We start from the raw sequence: 19,305 nt of genomic DNA, 5'->3' as shown, positions 1-19,305 counted from the left end.
GGCAGCCGCGGCAATTACGAGTCGGCGCTTGGGCACAGGTTTCCTACGTCTCTGATTGTTGATCGAACGGTGATTTGCCTTCCGCCCGGCCTCTGTTCTGGCCGGAGACCGTAACACGAGGAGTCGGCCTGCGTGTGAGGGGCTGTGGCCGAGGCGGTTGGTCTGTGGGTGATGGAGGGGGTGGGGCCCGCCCCCCGTTTAGGAGTGGCGGGCCCGTGCTCTGCTGGTGGGAGTTAGGGGGTGGGAAGGGGTGGCACCGGCAGTGGCAGGGGAGCCGTGCCGAGGGCTGGGATGGTCCAGGTCTGAGCGGGGGAGCGGTTGCAGTCGAAGAGCCAGAGCTGGCGGCCTGGGGTGGTGTCGTAGTTGCCCAGGTCGATGCAGCGACCGGAGGCGGGGTTGTAGATGGCGCCGTTGGCGCGGGGGAGGAACTGCTGTTTGGCACTCGAGTCGCAGGTGCGGAGCTCGATGAGCGTGGTGTTCGCGGTGCCGGCTCCGGCTGCGCTGAGGCACTTGCCGTGGGTCTGGATCGTGCCGTCGTTGCGGATCTGGAACTGCTGGGCGTTCGTGCCGTTGCAGCCGGCGATCTGGATCTTGTTGCCGTCGGTGTCGAGGTCGTAGTCGTTGTCGACGCAGTTGGTTGCCGCGCCGGCCAGGTGGATGGGGCTGGACGCGTTGGGGGCGGTGATAGAGGCGGCGTACGGATAGACGGCGAGGTTGCTGACGCCGCCCACGAAACCGCTGTCGGTCAGGTAGTGGGGCTGGCCGTCCTTCTTGTACCGGCCCATGACGAGCGGGCCGGTGGGAGCTTGGCTGGTCGAGGCGGTGTGGTGGCCGGTGCTGGCGAGGGTGCCGTTGACATAGAGGCGCATTAGGCCGGTGTTGGCGTTGTAGACGGCGGAAACGCGGGTCCACTCGGCGGGGGTGAAGCGGGCCGCGCTGTTGACGGCGAGGTCGGTCCAGTCGTACATCAGGCCGTCGGTGTCGCCGCGGGCGATTGTGAAGCGCCAGGCCTGGCCGTTGGGGTCGGCATAGAGGAGGAAGGCGCTGCTCCTGGTGCCGTCCTGGCTGGCAATCATGCCGCCGTTGATCGTGTCGGCCTTCGCCCAGGTGCTGATGGTGAAGCTGCCGCGCGTGTCGACGGCCTTGGTGGTGCTGGTGATGGTCGAGGCAGAGCCCTTGAAGGCTGCGTAGGTGGTGTCGCGGCCGCCGATGGCCTGCTGGGTGAAGGTGATTCCCGCCGTGGTGGCGGGATTGGTGCCGGCGGGCGCCGTGGCGGGGTCGAGTCCGACCTCGTCACGGGTCTTGTTGCCGGTCTGGCTGGTGAGGCTCCACTGGGCGGTGGGCCGGTTCAGGTCGGCCAGGGTGACGGGTGACGTGTCGACGCCAGTGGCGGTGGGGTGGGGAACGTTGTCGTCGGGGCGTGTCCCCTTGCCGTAGAACGAGACGAGCTGCTGGTTGATGTCGACTGCCCACAGGTCGGGGATGTCGTCACCGCTGATGTCACCGTCGGATCCGATGCGGGGATAGGTTTTCGGATCGACCTTGCCTGCGATCAGTCCTGCGGCCGGCTCGGTGAACCCGGTGAGGTCGGTGGCGCTCTTGACGGTGAAGGCGTGCAGGGTGCCGCCGTCGGTCTTGGAGCGGGCCCAGAGGGTCGGGAAGGCCGTGCCCTGTGCACGGCCGGGTGCGATCAGCTCGTAGCCGTCCCACTTGGTGTCGTTCCCGGAGAGCAGGATCGCCTGGGATGCGAGCTGGTTATTGGTGCCGGCGGTGGCGAGCCAGAGACGCCCGTTCTCGACGAACAGCAGGGAGGTCTGGGGGAGAGATTCGCCGGACTCGCCCGCGACCCCGCCGAACGCCGCGATCTGAGTCACCTTGGCCCAGTCGGCGCCGTAGCCGTAGGTGGAGCAGGTGATGACCGTCGTCTTGTCGGACTTGAGGCAGCTGGTGGGCTTGGTGATCGCGACGGATGCCTGCCCGTCGAACCATCCACCGTTGCCGTCGTTGGGGTAGACGTACAGCTTTGCACTGCCGGACTGGTGGGCGAAGAGGTCGTCGACGGTCTTACGGCCGAGGCTGCCCCGGTGACTGATCTGGATTCCGTTCCAGTTCCCGGTGTTGCCGACCGCCGTGACCATCCTGGCGCGGGGTGCGCCGTACGGGTCTTCGCCGCCGGCGATCTTGCGGAGGTCCCCGGCGGTGTCGGGCAGCAGGATGTCGGGCTTGTTGTCTCCGGTGATGTCACCGAAGACGGCCTTGCCGGCGTCGGGGTCGGAGGGGGCGTAGTAGCTGTAGACGAACGGTTGGGACATGTTGCCCGCGTTGTCCTGGGTCTGCAGGTACACGTAGTTGGTGCCCCAGCGCGGCGGGGTGACACTGATGGTGGCCTTGCCGCCCGTCAGCTTGGTGATGCCGGCGCCGGTGTCGGTGCACTTCCAGCCGGTGGCGGCTGCCTTGACCGGGTCGGTGGTCCAGCGGGCACAGGCGAGGCCCGAGCTGCGACCGCCGCCCAGAGGACCGGGGTCGGTGCCGGTGAGGGTGAAGCTACCCGGTTCCCCCGCGTACTTGGGGTGGGCGCCGATGGTGCCGGAGGCGGGGAAGTCGGTGGAGGTTACGGCGGCGGTCGGCGGGGTGCGGTCGACGCGGAAGAAGCACATCTCGGTGTTGGCGCTGGTGAGCGTGCCGTCCGTGGTGCGGGCCTGCCAGCCGTACTGGTGGCCGTCGGTCAGCGGGCCGACGTCGACGGTGACGGCGCCGTAGCTGCTCTGCCAGCCGGTTTCGGCGACCGAGGTCTTGCCGCCGTTGTCGTCGTCCCAGTACTGGAAGGCCGTCCACAGTTGCTGGCCGGTGGCCGAGTAGGTGGAGGTGGTGAGGGTGATGTTGTTGTTGGCGCCGACCCATCCCGGGTTGTCCCAGGGGTTCGCGGTGCCGGGGGTGCGGCAGTCGGCGTAGGAGCCGGTGTCCGCGAAGCCGGGGGTCGGGCTGGTACGGGGCCACCAGACGGTGGGCGTGATGTCGTACTCGACGACGATGTGCGGCGTGTTGCTGAACCGCTGACGGTAGTACTTGTTGTACTCGTCGTCCGGGGCCAGGCCGAGCGTGACGGTGGGCCACTGGCTTCGAACGGCGTTCTTCACGAGGTCGGTGACGTTGAACTGGATGTCACCCGAGCCGGACATGTTCACCGTCCCGACCTTGCTGCAGCCGCCCATGCGCGAGGCCTTCGCGCAGGGTTGCTGGTTCCAGCTGGTGGGATTGCCGATGGCGCCGGTGGAGTACAGGCCCATCGGGGTGACGGTGCTCGGGCTGGAGGACGAGACGACGGTCGCGTAGAAGGTCGCGCTGAGAACCTCGCTGCCCTGGAGCCTGGAGTCCATGCCGATCTGGAAGTAGGCCCGGGAGCGGCCCTCCCTGTCACACGGCGGGTTGCCGACGATGTAGCCGCAATAGCCGGTGGCGGGTTTGTCCTGCCCGTACTGGGTTCCGTTGAACTCGTTGGTGTCGGGGTACGCCTCCTGGACCTGGGCCCAGGCCTGGTTGGCGTTGTCGAGGGTCGGGTTCCAGCCCGGGTCGATGTACCACGGTCCGGTGCCCTGGCCGAGGAGGGCGGCGTCGGGGACGAGCTGGATGCCCTGCGCATCGACGGTCGTGCCGATCTTCTGCACGCTCGCGCCCGTGCCGGGGCCGTCCGTACTCGACCGTGTCGAGGTGTCCTCGGCCGGAGCGGACTGCTCGGCCAGGGCGCCCGCCGACTTCGAGAGGGTCGAGGGCGCGGCGGCGGCAGGCCCGGCCGAGTCCCACATCAGCGGGGTCGGGGCCGAGAAGCGGGTTTTGCCCTCGCCGTCGATGGCCTTGAGGTTGCCGGCGCTGTCCGCGCTCACGCTGAGCCCGTCGGCCTCGACCGAGAGCTGGAGCTTCTTGACCGCGGGGCTGGCGGCGGCCTCGGCGGTGCGGACGATCAGCACCTGGCGCCAGCCGCCGAGGGTGTTGGCGCTCAGCTCGAGGTCCACGCCGGGCAGGACGGAGGGGTACAGGGCGCTGTCGCCGTTGAGCGCGGGCTTGGGCAGCGGGAAGGGAGCCTTGAGCGCCAGCTTCTTTCCGTCCGCCGTGGTCATGGTCGCCATCGGGCCGGTGCCGCCGCCGGAGAGGCTGAGCCTGGAGGGAACGGCCGTCGGCGCGACGGTGCCGTCGGGGTTGGCCCGGAGTGTGGCGTCGACGGCCTGCCAGCTTCCGGCGGCCGTCTTGACCCGCTGCGGTACGGGCGCGGTGTCCGTGGTGAGCGTGCCGTTCGGAGTGACGAAGGTCTGTGAACTCGCCGTCGTCAGGTGCTCGATGACGACCGGCTTGCCGCTGCTCTTGGCCTGGGCTTTCGCGGCGTCGACGGCTTCCGCCTCCGGGGAGGGAGGGCGCTGCGGCGGGGCAGGCCATGCAGTGTCGGCCGGACCGTGCCCCCGTGCGTCGTCGGCGAACGCAGGGGGGCCTACGAGCCGGCCGGCCCCCAAAGCGAGTACGGCGGCGCTGACCACAGGGAGCGCGAGCGCGCGGGGGTTCCGCCGTCTGCGGAGGTCCCCCCGGCTGGAAAGGATCCGGTTTCCTGTGGGGGGATCCAGTTGTCTCGTCGGGGTGGCTTCGCCGTGCGCTCGAAGCGCGGTCGAGCACGGGTCGCGGTGGTCGCCGCGCTCGCTGTTCTCGTGTCGGGCCTGGGTCTTCCCGTGGTCCAGGCGGCTGACAAGCCGCCAAAGGTGTGGGTACCGCCGAAGACCGCGCTGCCCAACGCGAAGGCGGTCAAGGGCTCCAACGCCAAATCCGCCGTGAAGGACCCGGCTGCGGGCAAGGCATGGAAGCCCGCTCCGAAATCGAAAACTCCCGTAGGTGCCAGATCAGTTGATGTCGGTTCCAGGGCCATGCCACAGCCTGTCGTCGGTTCGGGAGCCGTCCGGGCCGGCGACCTGCCCGTGTGGGTCGCACCCGGAAATGGCGCAAAGTCATCGGCGCCTCTGTCTGAACTCGCCACCTCTCCCTCCGCCACCGGTACGGGCAGCCTCAAGGTCGAGGTCAAGGATGCCGCCAAGACCCGGGCCGCCGGCGTCAACGGAGCCCTGATCGCTCTCACCGACCCCGTGGGCGTTGCAGCGACGGGCAAGGTAGAGGTCGGCCTGGACATTTCGGCATGGGCGAAGAACGCCGGGGCCAACTGGGGCAGCCGTGCCCGGCTGGTCCAGCTGCCCGCCTGCGCCCTCACCACTCCTGGCGCCGCGGGCTGTACGACCCGTACGCCGCTGACCTCGCGCACGGACGCCTCCGGGCGGCTGGTCGCGGAGGTCGACGTACGGAAGGCAGCGCCGGGCTCCGTCTCGGTCCTGAAGGCGCAGCCCGAGGCGCAGTCCGCTTCGGGATCCGCGCCCCAGGTCCTGGCCGCTGAGGGCGTCGCCCTGGGCGTGGAGCCGGGCCCGTCCAGCAACCTCGGCGACTACTCCGCCACCCCGCTGCTGCCGTCGGCTTCCTGGCAGGCCGGGGCCAACGCCGCGAACTTCACCTACGGCTACACGGCGGAGATCCCCTCGGCCATCGCCGGCGCGGCGCCGAGCGTCGTACTCGGCTACGACTCCTCGTCCATCGACGGCCGCACCGCCTCCACCAATGCCCAGTCCGGCCTCATCGGTGAGGGCTGGGACTGGCACCCCGGCTCGATCTCCCGCTCGTACAAGGGCTGCAAGGACGCGGGCATCAAGGACTCGGGTGACGAGTGCTGGGCCGGCGACATCCTGTCCCTGTCCATGGCCGGCCACGCGGGCCAGATCGTCCGCGACGATGCCACCTGCGTGTACCGCCTCCAGGGTGACGACGGCACGAAGATCGAGCGCCTCACCGGTCAGCGCAACGCGGCCTGGAAGGGCGAAGGCTTCAAGGTCACCACGACCGACGGCACCCAGTACTACTTCGGAGCCAACCGCCTCCCCGGCGGTGACGGCACCGACCCGGAGGCCAAGTCCGTCTCCACCGTCCCCGTCTACTTCAACAGCGGCCAGGACAAGTGCCTGGGCGCGGACACCCCGGCCAACGGCACCTGGCAGCAGCTCGGCTGGCAGTGGAACCTCGACTACGTCGTCGACCCGCACCAGAACCTGACCTCCTACCGCTACGGGCAGGAGGACAACTACTACGGACGCGGCGGCGGCCAGAACAACGGCACCGGCGAGCCCACGCTCTACCAGCGCGCCTCGTACCCGACCTGGATCGGCTACGGCCAGCGCCTGCCCGACCAGATCACCGCCAAGGGCAAGGCCAACACCGCCGCCCAGATCTGGCTGCGCACCGCCGACCGCTGCTTCGAGACGGGCGCAGCCTGCGACCCGGCGCAGCGCAAGACCAACCCCGCGGCCTGGGGCGACACCCCCGTCGACCAGGAGTGCGCGGCCACGGGTCAGTGCCTGAACCTGTCGCCGACCTACTTCTCCACCAAGCGCCTGACGGCCATCGACACCGAGGTCCTCGGTAGTGGCGGCTACCGTAACATCGACTCCTACGCGCTCACCCAGCGCTTCGAGCCCTCGGGTGACGGAACCGCGCCGACGCTCTGGCTCGGCTCCATCAAGCGCTCCGCCACGAACGCCAGGCCCAAGCTGGAAGTACCGGCGGTCTCCTTCACGCCCCTGCAGATCCCCAACCGCGTCGATGGCGTGGTCAAGCGCCCCGACGGCTCTGACGCCGGGGCCTCCCGGTTCAACCGGCCGCGCATCCAGACGATCACCACCGAGACCGGTGGGCAGATCAACGTCGTCTACAAGGCGCCGGAGTGCTCCCGCGTCCAGGGCACCATGCCGTCCTCCGAGGACAGCAACACCATGGCCTGCATGCCGGTCAAGTGGTACCTGCCCGGCCAGTCCTTCCCGGACCCGGTGAACGACTGGTTCCACAAGATCGTCGTCCAGTCCGTCACCCAGCAGGACAAGGTCGCCGGCCAGGTCAGCCAGGTCACCGACTACGAGTACGGCGGCGGCATCGGCTGGCACCGCAACGACTCCGAGTTCGCCGACCCCAAGACCCGCACCTGGGACCAGTTCCGCGGCTTCGCCACCGTCACCACCCGCACCGGCAACGGCAACAGCGCCGAAGCCCCGCGCACCAAGTCCGTAGCCACCTTCCTGCGCGGCATGGACGGCGACGTCCTCGCCAACGGCACCAAGCGCAGCGTGAACGTCCCGGATGCCCAGGGCGGCACCATCAAGGACGAGGAAGTCCTCTCCGGCTTCGTCCGCCAGACCCAGACCTACGACCGCGACGGCGACAGCGGCACCGTCATCGCCGACGAGGTCTCCACCCCCTGGCTCAGCGGCGTCACCGCGACCCGCGTTCAATCCGGCGGCATGCCGGCCATCACGGCCCGCGCCATGAACACCGGCAAGGTCACCAGCCGCGCCAAGCTCGCCAACAACACCTGGCGCATCAGCGAGCGGACCTCCGCCTACGACACCACTCTCTTCTCCCGCCCCCTGCAGGTCGACGACAAGAGCGACCTGTCCCGCCCCGACCAGCGCCTGTGCACTTCCTTCACCTACGCCGCGGGCCCCGGTGGCGCGCTCACCCAGCTCGCCGCCCGCACCCTGGTCCTCAAGGGTTCCGGCGGGTGCGCCCAGACCCCGACCGCGGCGAACACGGTAGGCGACACGCGCGCTTACTTCGACGGCAAGGCCCTCGGCGAAGCCGGTAGCACCGCCGACCAGACCGGTACCGAGGTTCTGGAGAAGTACGACGCCACGGGCAAGCCCGTCTACCGCCTCAACATCACCTCCACCTACGACGTCTACGGCCGCATCAGCACCACCACCAACAAGATCCGCAAGGACGCCGCCCACCCCGACGGCGCCGTCACCAAGACCGAGTACCGGGCCCTGGCCAACGCGCTGCCCTACGAGGTCACCCACACCAACCCGCTCGGCTGGAAGACCACCACCACCCTCGACACCGGCCGCGCGCTGCCGATGAAGACCACCGACGAGAACGGGCACGTCGCCGAGCGCGGCTACGACGCCCTCGGACGCGTCACGGTCATCTGGCAGCCCGGCCAGGACCGGACCGTCGACCCGCCGGTCCGCAAGTTCTCGTACAGCATGAACGGCACCAACGCGCCGACGACCGTTCTGAGCCAGACGCTCATGAACGACGACTCGTACATCTCCAGCTACACCATCTACGACGGCCTCGGCCGCATCCGCCAGACCCAGGCCCACACGCCTTCCGGCGCCTACGGCCGGATGATCACCGACGCCCTCTACGACTCCCACGGCTGGCAGGTCAAGACCAGCGCCCCGTACTACAACGACCAGGCGGCCCCCGGCGGCGCCCTGTTCCTCCCCAACGGCGGCGTCAGCCCCGACAGCCACATCCCCGCCCAGACCGTCTCCGTCTTCGACGGCCTCGGCCGCTCCACCGCCTCCGTCTTCCAGTCCTTCGGTATCGAGCAGTGGCGTTCGAAGACCGAATACCCCGGCGCTGACGAGGTCCGCAGCATCCCGCCGAACGGCGGCTACGCCACGGCCAGCATCACCAACGGCACCACGTCGGCCCTGCGCCAGTACAAGAGCAACCTCCCCACCGGCGAGTACGACGAGACCACGTACGAGACGAACACGCAGGGCCAGGAACTACGGCGCAAGGACTCCGCGGGCAACGAGTGGACCTTCGCCTACGACCTCCTCGGCCGCACGGTGCAGACCACCGACCCGGACTCGGGTACCGCCACCACGGTCTACGACGACAGCAAGAACCTCGTCACCGCCACCGACGCCCGCGGCAAGAGCGCCACCACCGTCAGCGACCTCCTGGGTCGCACCACCGCCACCTACGAGGGCACGGCCGTCGACCCCGCCAAGCAGGTCGGCGCTTACACCTACGACACCAAGGTCCTCGGCAAGCCCTCCACCACCACCCGCTACACCGGCGGCGCCGCCGGGAACGCCTACACCACCGAGGTCACCGGCTACGACAGCGGATACCGCCCGCTCGGTACCAAGGTCACGATCCCCGCCACGGAGAAGCAGCTCGCCGGCACCTACGAAACCAAGAACACATACGACAAGTACGGCCAGCTCAAGACCACAGCCCTCCCGGCCATCACCGGGGCCGGCCTCGCCGCCGAGACGCTGACCTACGGCAGCAACATCGCCGGCAGCTTCACCTCGCTCGACAGCACCATGGGCTCCGTGATCACGCCCTACGTCGTGGACATGCGCTACGACCCCTACGGCAGGGCCATCCGTACCACCCTGGGCGACACCGGCAAGCAGATCGTCTCCACCGTCGACTACGACCAGGCCACCGGACGCCCCGTCCGGACCACCCTGGACAAGCAGACCGCAACCCGGGCCAGCGTCGACGTCAACGACTACACCTACAACCGGGTCGGCCAGCTGACCTCCATCAGCAACACCCAGGACGGCGCCACCCGCGACCTGCAGTGCTTCACCACCGACTACCTCGGACGCCTCACCAAGGCCTGGACCGACACGGGCACCACCACCACGGCCCCGCAACCGAGCGTCCGCGGCATCGGCGGCTGCTCCAACAGCACCGGCCCCAAGCTCGACGCCACCACCGGCAAGCCGAGCGTGGGCGGCCCGGCCCCGTACTGGCAGGAGTACGAGTACGACAAGATCGGCAACCGCAAGAAGCTGGTCAAGAAGGACGTCACCGGGAAGACGGCCAATGACGTGACGGTCACCCAGACGTTCGGTACCGGACCGAACAAGGGCACCGGAACGGGTGGCCCGCACGCCCTGATGACCTCCACCGAAACGACTGCCACCGGCACCAAGGTGACCTCGTACACCTACGACGCCACCGGCAACACCGCCTCCATCACGAGCACCCCCGGCACGAAGACCCTGACCTGGAACGACCAGGGCAAGCTCGACAAGATCACCGGAACCGGCGAGAGCGCGGGCACCAGCTACCTCTACGACACCGGCGGCAACCAGCTCATCCGCCGGGACCCGGGCAAGACCACGCTGAACGTCGGCGCCGACCAGATCACCCTGGACACCGCCACCGGCAAGGTCTCCAACGTCCGTACGTACGGAGCCCCCGGCGGCCTGTCCATCACCCGCACCACCACCGCCGGCACCTCCAACCTCACCTACCAGGCCTCCGACCACCACGGCACCAACGGCGTTCAGTTCAACGCCACCGACCTCGCCCAGGTCCGCCGCCCTAGCGACCCCTTCGGCAACGAACGCGGCACCCAGCCCGCCGCCGGCATCTGGGCGGGCGACAAGGGCTTCGTCGGCGGCACCAAGGAGAAGGCCACCGGCTTCACCCTCCTGGGCGCCCGCGAATACGACCCCACCACCGGCCGCTTCATCAGCCCGGACCCGATCATCGACGCAGGCGACCCGCAGCAGTGGAACGCCTACGCGTACTCCAACAATGACCCGTTCAACAAGTCGGATCCCAGCGGACTCAAGCCCATCAGCTGCGAGGGCAACTGCAGCCCTGAAATGCGCGAGGCCGAGAGCAAGGCCAGTCCCCCTCGTTGGGATGGACCGAGCCCCGAGCAGATCGAGCTGGACAATGCCAACGGTGAAGTCATCAAAGCGAAGAAGCGGCGCGATGAACTGAAGCACGCCGTTGTCGACCTGGTCATGGACCTTATCGGCTACAACGACGCCCGGGACTGCTTCACCAAGGGCGACGTCATGGCCTGCATCAACACCGCCCTCAACGCGGTCCCCTGGGGCAAGCTCTTCAAGGCCATCAAGATCGGCATCAAGGCCTTCAAGATCTACAAGGAACTCAACAAGACCTACGACGCCATCAACGCTGGTGAACGCCGGGCCGCCCAGGCCATGGAAGCGGTCACCAAGGCCAAAAAGGCTGAGGACGAAGCAGCTGCAGCGGCAGCCAAGGCAGCCAAATCAGACGAAGCGAAAGCCTCCAAGGAATCGGCCAGCGACAGTGCCGGTACAGACTCCAAAGCCGAAAATGGGGATGCTGACGCCGAATCCCAGGGCAGCGGCTCCGAGGCCAGGACGAAGTCTGACTCCTGCGAAGTCGAGTCGAACAGCTTCCCGGCGGGTACCACGGTCCAGATGGCCGACGGAACGACCAAGGCCATCGAAGAGATCCGTATCGGCGACACCGTGATGGCAACTGACCCGCAGACCGGCGAGACCCGCCCGAAGCAGGTCACGGCCACCATCACCACCCCGGACGACAAGGACTTCACCGACCTCACCCTCACCGACGACGCAAACCCCCGCGGCCCGCCGGCCACCATCACCTCCACGTTCCACCACCCCTACTGGAGCGAGACCCGTCACCAGTGGGTCGACGCTGGCAACCTCACTCCCGGCGAACAGCTTCGGAAGCCCAACGGCAGCACCCTCACCGTCCAGTCGGCCCGCAACTACCCGCACGCCGTCACCACCCACAACCTCACCGTCAACGACTTCCACACATACTATGTGCTGGCAGGCGCCGCGCCGGTTCTCGTCCATAACTGTGGCGTTGGCAGTGAAGATGATGCAATGCTGGCGTTGGACCGCGCGGAGGAGCTCAATTCGACCCGTGGCTATAATTCTGCAACTACGGCAGTAATCGGAGTCTTCAATTCGAAGACCAAGGCATACTCGATCCGAATTGGAATCAACGGAGATGCCCCCCAGCCCGCCTCGTGGATACTCAGGCCCGGCGAGGAATTCGCTCGGGGAGGCCGCGGAACTCACGCGGAGGAGAATATTCTCAACAGCCTGGCATCGCACGAGCATCCAGTATTCGGCGCTGCTTCCCGAAATTTCTGCGTGGATAGATGCTCGATGATGCTCGGTGACCATGTGTATGGACTGACTCTCGGCGGGCGAGGGTTTCGCGGGCATCAGCCTCAAAATTCTCCATACACGATATTCTGGGGGGCTGGAGACTGATTCGCATGCAGGACAACTCGGACTCGACAAGGTCAATTAGCGTGTCTCTGCCTGACCTGAAGGTGGCTGCAGCTGCTGTCGCACAGCGCGGTTCCGTCTTCTATCGAACCCTCGGCCCTCAGGAAGAGAGCGACTGGCTTGATTCTGTACTGGATTTGATCTGGTCCGCTGCAGACGGCCAGGACGTGGATGAGGAGTGTCTTGAGGCTCTAGAAGAATTGGGCGAGGAGTCACAAGCTGATGAATTCGACTCCTCGCACCCTGAATTCTTTGCTGCGAGATCCCTGGAACTGATCGGAAATGCCTTGTCGGTCACACTGAGGCCGGATCCAAAAAGGGTCGATCAATCCTATGTTGCCCTACGGGAGCTGCTGTCGATAGTCGATTACAGGCTCGGAGCTAGCGAACCTGTCATCACTCGGTACGGCGACCCTCCGCCCCCTCTTGGTCCGCTGGAGACAAGGGAGATCGAGGCGGAGAATGCAGTGAAGGAAGAACTGTCGAGATCTACGGACCGTACGGTCGCCATCGGTCGAATTAGAGAGAAATCGGCCCGATTCTCTATCGATCTCACACTCCCCGTCAGTGACTGTTGCGGTGAGTAAGTGCCTTGACGGCAATGCTGACGGCAACGTCAGCGGACAGCTGCCGTGTCGGGTGAGACGCTCGGTCAAGAAGAATGGGGAGTCCCCGGGGCCATGGCCCCGGGGACTCCCCATCCTCGGCTCACTACCCCATGCCCGGGACCCGTCATCGGAAATCGCTTGCGCCCGCGCCGCTGGCCTCGGCCTGCCGTGATCCGACGTGCAGGGGAGCGCGCAGAGGTGCTGTGCGGCATGCCCGCGGGCGAGGTGCTCCCGGCTACGGAGGGCGCTGGAGGACCGTTTTGGCCGTGCCGCCCGCAACGGGGCCGCTGGGGGTGGTGTCCGCCCTCGGGCCCGTCCCCGGCTGTCGCCGCATGTCGCGCCCGTACTGCTCGGCGGCCTGCCGAGTCGGACGATGCGCTGCGAAGGCGGCGGTCGCCCGCGTTCTGGCAGACCGAAGCTACTCAGCGCAGTACGGCGGCCAGCAGGGGGGTGCCCAGCGCCGTCAGATCGGGCAGGTTGAGGGTGTAACGAACGTAACAGATTTAACGGATGTAACGACCGTGCCGCCGGGCCGTGAGCAGGCCCGCGCGGCGCAGGACAGCGAGGTGGCGGGAAACCTCCGGGTGTGAAAGTTCCCAGGCGTGGGCCAGCTCACCGGTGGTGTGCGGGCCGCGCGCCAGGGTGTGCAGCAGCCGCGCCGTACCGGATGTGTGAGTGCCTCAGCCGTAGTGTGACCGCTTCCAGCGATACCGGCTCTGATGGACTCGGCTCGGCCACGGGGTACTGCACCACCGGCTGCCACCCGGGTGCGTGGACCACCACCAGGTGGGGGCGGCCGAAGACACTGGGGATGAAGGTGACTCCGCTGCCGTGGGCGGCGGTCGCCTTGTCCTGCAGCTTGTCCACGATGACGCAGCCGCCGTCCGGTGCCAGGGTGACTGCGCCGGAGACCGATGCGTGTGCCGCCCCGATGCCCCGGCGCTTCAGAAGGTCGTTCTGGTCGTTCTTCAGGCGCAGGTCGGTGGCGAGCTGCACGGCGACGCCCGTCCAGGCGGCGCCGAAGAAGGCCTCGGCGCACTGTTCGAGGGTGTGGCGCACCCGCGCCCGCACAGCGGCCGGGTCCGCGAGCAGCCGTTCCGCGAAGGCCTCTTGCCGCGCGCCGCGCGCCGCGGGCCTGGGTCAGGTTCAGGGCCCCTACACGCGCATCCGGCCGCTACCCCGGCCAAGGGCGGGGACGACGGGCCCGCACCCCGGATGCGCGCGCTGCTGGCCGCCAACGTGGTCTACGCCTAAGGAACCGGAACGGGGCTCAGCGGTGGAGGCCGCCGGGCGCGAGCAGGCTCGTGAGCTCGGCCATCGCCTCTGGCGACGGTTTGAACGGGCCGCAGGTGCGGCCCTTGAGCGGCCGGGTTCCTTGAAGCCCGGCCGCTCAGCGAACAAATAATCGGTTGCCTGTTGGCGATGGTGGTGGATGCAATGTCCGGCATGGTCACCCAGGTGCGCCCGCCACGGCGAGATGAGATGAACGCGTACTACCGGGCCTTGCCACTCCACGATCCGGGCCAACTGCAGCCGAGTCGTGGCACGGGAGACGCCCACGCATGAATACGCCACCATCGCCGCCTGGAACGGAGCGGACTGACGGATCGTCCGTCCGGATCGGCGCTCTCGTTCCGCTGACTCGGCCTGGCTGGGTCGAGGCAGGCCGACACCTGCTCGCCGGAATGGAGCTGGCCGTTCGCGAAGTCAATGACGCCGGCGGGATCGGCGGCAGACCACTCGGACTGGTGGTCCGAGACACCGCGGCTGATCCGCAAAGGGCCGCGGCGGCCGTGGACGAATTGGCCGGCCTGGGCGTGGCCGCCTTGGCGGGGGAGTATCACAGCGTCGTCGCTCGCGCCGCTGCCGCCAGGGCCGACGCACTCGGCCTGCCGTTCCTCTGCTCGTCAGCGGTTCTCGACGCGCTCACCGAACAGCCAACGGAATGGGTCGCGCGCCTCGCCCCGGCGCAGTCCCACGGCTGGCGGATCTACGCGGACTTCCTCCTCGGCGCGGGCCACAGTCGCATCGCCGTAGCAGCCCAGCCGAGTGTCTACTGGGCATCTGGGACCCGCATCCTGCGGGACCACCTCGCTCCACGCGGCGGCACCGTCATCGGACTCGGCATGCACGCGCTCACCCCCGCGGCCGTGTGCGACGAACTCGTCGACCATCGCGCGACGGCCCTCCTTCTTCTGGTCGGCCACCCGGAGCCGGCCGTGTCGATCGTCAAGTCCGTCCGCCGCGACCAGCGCCTCGCCGAGATCCTGATCGGTGCTCCGGCCGGGCAACCGGAGTTCGCCGGATGGGCGACGTCGCTGGGCGACGACAGCGCCGCGATCCCGTTCTTGCGCTACCTGCCCGAGCGCCTGAGCCCACTCGGTGCACGAGTGGAGACGGCCCTGCGCGAGCGGCTGGCCGAAGCGCCCTCCTTCGTCGCCTTCGAGGGCTACGACACGGTCGCCGTCCTCGCCGATGTGCTGCGTTCTCACGGCGTGGACCGGGCACGCACTGCCGAATCCTGGGCGCGCGTCGCAGTCGAAGGCACCCGCGGGCAGATCCAGTTCTCCCGTACGCCGGGCATCAGCGTGTGGCAATGGGAGTGGGCGCCGGTCCAAGTCGTGGACCGAGATCCGGCGGAACCCGATCGCTTTCGGATCCTTCACACCGGCTGAGAGAGCAACCACGGTCCCATGGGTCCCCGGCGCTGGAGCGGGGCGCGCCGGTTTCTCGTCCCCTGGTTCGTTGTCCACGAGGCGGACCATGGGCTTATTATCGTCCTCGCGACGATAATGATGACGCGGGCATGATCAGCTAGGGTGACGCACGCCCGGTGGCGAAGCCCGGTGACGAAGTCCGGCCCCCTCGGCGTGAGCGAACACCTTCCGGAGATCTCAAGTGACCACGCGTCAGCGCGTCAACGCGCAGGTAGACGCCCTGCCCAATCCCCTGTCGGCGGCCCGAGCCCTGACCAGCCCCTCCGCCCCGGACCGCATCGAGGACCCGGTCATCACCAGGGTGCAGCGCATCCGCACGGCCCTGGGACTGGTGGGCATGTCCTGGCTCCTCCTGGCCTACCCCCTGCGCGAGGGTCGCCAGGACTTCGTGCTCGGCAAGCTGGAGGAACTGCTGATCGGCTGCGCCATCGTCCTGGTGGCCGGTGTCGTCGGCGTAGGCCTCTGCGTCCTGTCGACCCGGGCGCCCCTGCGGCGCCTGTACGCGCGCCGCGTCGCCGGCCCTCTGAAGGCGTTGGGCGCGCTGCCGCTCGGAGCCGGCGTGGTCTGGCTGATGGCGGCGGCCCTCGGCGGTGACATCGTCTCGCTCTCGGACGTGGGCCCGCACGACATCACCTTCGGGTTCTTCGGCAGCGTTCTGGGCACGATCTTCACCGGTCTCCTGGTCGGCCTGCTGTTCGTCGCGGCCGCACTCGTCTGCGCTGCCGTCCTCGTCTGGGCCGTGTTCTTCACCCTGGCCGCCGCCGTCACCGGCCTGAACTCCTGCTTCCGCACGGGGGAGGTGCACGAGCTGCTGCCGGCCCTGCTTTCCCCGCTGCTGGTCTGGTCCCTCTACGGCTTCCAGCTCTGGGACGGCCCGGCCGTGGCCGCACCGCCCGTCGTGCTCTACGTCTTCTCGCTGGGCGGCCCGCTCTCGGTGTCCGCGCTGTCGCTGTGGGAGATACGGCGCCTGCGCGCCCGGTACGGCGTGACGCTCGGCTCGCTGCTCGGCCGCTAGCATCTGGCGTCAAAGGCCCGTACATCCCAAGGGGTTACCCCTTGGGATGACCCCTTTTGACCGCGAGGGCCCGTCACCTCCTCCACCCCGCTGCTGCGGCGCCTGCGGGCGCGCTCGCGAGAACGCCACGTACACCGCCTTCCGTGAGGTGGGCCGTGTGATCCGCACGGCGACGACCCGCCGGGGGCCGACGGCTACGGCCAGGCCGCACGTCCGCCCGCCGCGACGGGACGCCCGAAGCTCCAGGTCGCCTGATGCGGGAGCGATCCGTGCCGTCGGCGAAGGCGTACGCGTTCGAATGGGGCTTCGGCGCCACGGCCGCTTGTGTGGCTTGAGACAGGACCTCCGGGCTAGGTGTATTGCCCTGTGAGGTCGGCGCCGTTGTGGCTCAGGGTGGTGTCGGTGAGGAGCGGCGGAGCCGGTCGAGGCGTTGGATGACGGGGGTAGCGGCGGCGCCGTGCAGGAGCACGGACAGCAGGACGGTGAACGCCACGACGGCCCACAACTGCCGTGCTGACGCGCCGAAGTGCTCGCTGTGGCCGAGGGCGTACGCGAGGTAGAACAGGGATCCGATGCCGCGGATCCCGAATACGGCCGTGACCAGGCGTTCGCGCGGGCCGGTTTGGCCCCCGAGTAGGCCCGCCCATCCGGCGGCCGGCCGAACGACCAGGACCAGGAGCAGCCCGACGACAGCGCCTTGCCACGTCAGTGAAGGCAGTCCGTACCTGACGAGGTACCCCCCGAGCAGGAAGAGCAGGAAGGCGGTCAGCAGCCGTTCCATCTGTTCAGTGAACTCGTGCAGGACCTTGTGGTAGCCGTGGTTGCGCTCGGCGCCCCGGATGGAGCAGGCGGTGACGAAGACGGCGAGGAATCCATAGCCGTGCATCAGTTCGGCCGCTCCGTACGCCACGAACGTGGCGCCCAGCGCGACGAACCCCTCCATGTGCTCGGAAAGCCGCAGTGCCGAAGGCCGGGCCCGGAAGAACATCAGGCCCAGCAGCCGTCCCGCGATGACGCCGACTGCGAGCCCGATGGCCGTCCGGGCCAGTACGTCGACGAGGAGCCATTTCCCGATCCAGTCCGTCGCCGTCGCCCCCTCCGGAGCCGCGGCGAGTGCAAGGGCGGCCAGCACGAACGGGAAGGCGAGTCCGTCGTTCAGCCCGGCCTCGGCGGTGAGGGAGAACCTGACCTCGTCCTCGTCGTCCTCCACGTCGGTGGGCTCACCCACCCGTACTTCCGCCGCGAGTACCGGGTCCGTCGGCGACAGCACGGCCGCCAACAACAGCGCCGGAGCGAGAGGCCATTCCAGCAGCAGCGCCGCTACCGCGGCCATGACCGCAATGGTCAGCGGCAGGCTGATGCCCAGCAGCCGCCAAGGGCCCGCCCAGCGGCGCCAGCCCACGGGCCGGTTCAGGGCGAGGCCGGCTCCCATCAGGGACACGATGACGCACAGTTCGGTGGCGTGCTCGACCCACAACCGGTCCCGCCCCGGTTCCACCACCGGCACTGACAACGGAAGGGCGGCGACCAGAGCTCCGGCCGCCAGGAACACCATCGGCATGGACAGCGGCCGGCGAAAGACGAGCCGGGGAAGCACGGCCGCACCGAGCGCACCGACTCCCATGGCCAGGTACACGGCGTCGGAGATCGTCACCTGTGCCATCCTGTCCGAAACGGACCTCATCATGAGCGACCATGACGGTCAGCTCTAGCGGCACTCACCCTGCTGACCGGCTACCAGACGCCAGCCGGCCTGCGCCGGATTGGCCTGAGCCGACTCGCGACCTGGTTGAAGAACCGCAAAGTCCGGGGCGCCCAGGCGATAGCCGAGGCAGCGATGGATGCGGCGCAGGCCCAGCACACCGCTGTTGCCGGGGAGATCACAGCCGCCGCCGTGGTAAACACCCTGGCCCGGTCATTGCTGGCTCTGGACGAAGAGATCGCCGCCGTCGACGGGCAGATCGCGGCCCGCTACCGAGACCACCACGACGCGGAAGTGATCCTCAGCATGCCCCGGATGGGCCCTTGCTGGGAGCGGAGTTCATCGCCTGCACCGGCGGGGACATGGACGCCTTCGGCAGCGCGGGCCGACTCGCCGGCGTCGCGGGACTCGCACCGGTCCCACGGGACTCTGAACGCATCAGCGGCAACATGCGCCGACCACACCGCTACCACCGCCGCCTCCTGCGCGTCTGCCGCTGCCGCATGACGATCACGGCTTCGTGACGGCCTCTGGATCTCCGAGGCAAGTCCCGTCTCTTCAGCCTGTACCGGTCAACCCTGACGATCGTCGGGGGTACCGGGCCGCCATTCGGCCAGGGCACCCGGCCTGCGGTGTTCCTACCGTCGGCGGCATGGAATCGATCAAGCGGTACGGGTGGGGTCGGCGACTACCGGTGGCGGTCGCGTCGGCCGGGGCGGGGGCAGCGGCCGTGGCTTGGCTGGCACCCGACGGCACACTGGGCACGAACGAACCGGTGCACGTCACGGCGGGCCTCTCAGCGAGGGCCTACCGGGCGCTGACTGGGAGCGTGGCGGACGGGCCAGCGTGGGCCGAGACCGCCCTGGAAGCGGCGAGTGAGGGCACTTTGCTGTTCCTGGGCCTGCTGATGGCCTGGGTTGGTTGGAGCGCCCTTCGCCGCCGTGACGCGCCGGGCCTGGCCGGGGTAGCAGTGGCCGCCGCCGGGACCGTCGTCGCCTACGGACTCAGTGAGGCGATCAAACTCCTCGTCGACGAGGAACGTCCGTGCCGGGCCCTGCCAGGGGTCTCGGCCCTCGCATCGTGTCCCGAGCCGGGCGACTGGTCGTTCACCAGCAACCACGCCACCCTGGCAGTCGCGTTGGCAGTTGGTGCGATCTTGGTACGTCCTCGGCTCGCGGCCCTGGTGCTCCCGGTGGCCGGGGCGGCCGCCCTGTTGCGGGTGCTGGTCGGGGTGCACTATCCGCACGACGTCCTTGCGGGCACGGCGCTCGGCGCGACGGCCGTAGTGACCGTGTGGCTCCTCGTACTACCGATTGCCGTACGG

5 protein-coding genes and 4 pseudogenes are annotated in these 19,305 nt (G+C 68.6%); 6 read left to right on the top strand and 3 right to left on the bottom strand.

Annotation, left to right across the window (positions count from 1 at the left end; genetic code table 11):
* Window positions 1-233: 233 nt before the first annotated feature.
* A complete protein-coding gene (locus tag ABZX75_RS25965; RefSeq protein WP_355414531.1) occupies window positions 234-4,526 on the bottom strand; it encodes a ricin-type beta-trefoil lectin domain protein in 4,293 nt (1,430 codons plus the stop codon).
* A gap of 378 nt (window positions 4,527-4,904) precedes the next feature.
* Here ABZX75_RS25965 and ABZX75_RS25960 point away from each other — a divergent pair, with 378 nt between their 5' ends.
* Both ABZX75_RS25960 and ABZX75_RS25955 read left to right on the top strand, forming a co-directional pair.
* Entirely contained in the window at window positions 4,905-11,921 is a 7,017-nt protein-coding gene (locus ABZX75_RS25960; protein ID WP_355414529.1) for a polymorphic toxin-type HINT domain-containing protein, read from the top strand.
* 5 nt (window positions 11,922-11,926) lie between these two features.
* Window positions 11,927-12,526: a hypothetical protein gene (locus ABZX75_RS25955; protein WP_355414527.1), complete on the top strand. Its 600-nt coding sequence runs from the start codon at window positions 11,927-11,929 to the stop codon at window positions 12,524-12,526.
* Window positions 12,527-12,969: 443 nt separating this feature from the next.
* Here the strand turns inward: ABZX75_RS25955 and ABZX75_RS25950 are convergent.
* Window positions 12,970-13,675, bottom strand: a pseudogene (locus ABZX75_RS25950) (DUF5937 family protein); the annotation flags it as partial.
* 309 nt (window positions 13,676-13,984) lie between these two features.
* On the opposite strand from ABZX75_RS25950, the pseudogene ABZX75_RS25945 reads away from it, so the two are divergent.
* A pseudogene (locus tag ABZX75_RS25945) lies at window positions 13,985-15,222 on the top strand (ABC transporter substrate-binding protein).
* A 223-nt stretch (window positions 15,223-15,445) separates the two neighbouring features.
* The gene (locus ABZX75_RS25940; protein WP_355414525.1) at window positions 15,446-16,279 is read left to right on the top strand and encodes a hypothetical protein; all 834 of its coding nucleotides are present in this window, start codon (window positions 15,446-15,448) and stop codon (window positions 16,277-16,279) included.
* A gap of 388 nt (window positions 16,280-16,667) precedes the next feature.
* Here the strand turns inward: ABZX75_RS25940 and ABZX75_RS25935 are convergent, their stop codons facing one another.
* On the bottom strand, window positions 16,668-17,933 hold the full coding sequence (locus ABZX75_RS25935; RefSeq protein ID WP_355414523.1) for a cation:proton antiporter: 1,266 nt from the start codon (window positions 17,931-17,933) through the stop codon (window positions 16,668-16,670).
* Between the two features lie 57 nt (window positions 17,934-17,990).
* Here ABZX75_RS25935 and ABZX75_RS25930 point away from each other — a divergent pair.
* A pseudogene (locus tag ABZX75_RS25930) lies at window positions 17,991-18,475 on the top strand (transposase); the annotation flags it as partial.
* 158 nt (window positions 18,476-18,633) lie between these two features.
* Window positions 18,634-19,275, top strand: a pseudogene (locus ABZX75_RS25925) (phosphatase PAP2 family protein); the annotation flags it as partial.
* Window positions 19,276-19,305: the final 30 nt, after the last annotated feature.

It is taken from the genome of Streptomyces sp. NPDC003038 (assembly GCF_040611115.1).
Classification (GTDB): Bacteria; Actinomycetota; Actinomycetes; order Streptomycetales; family Streptomycetaceae; genus Streptomyces.
This window is presented reverse-complemented; position numbering and strand designations above follow the sequence as displayed.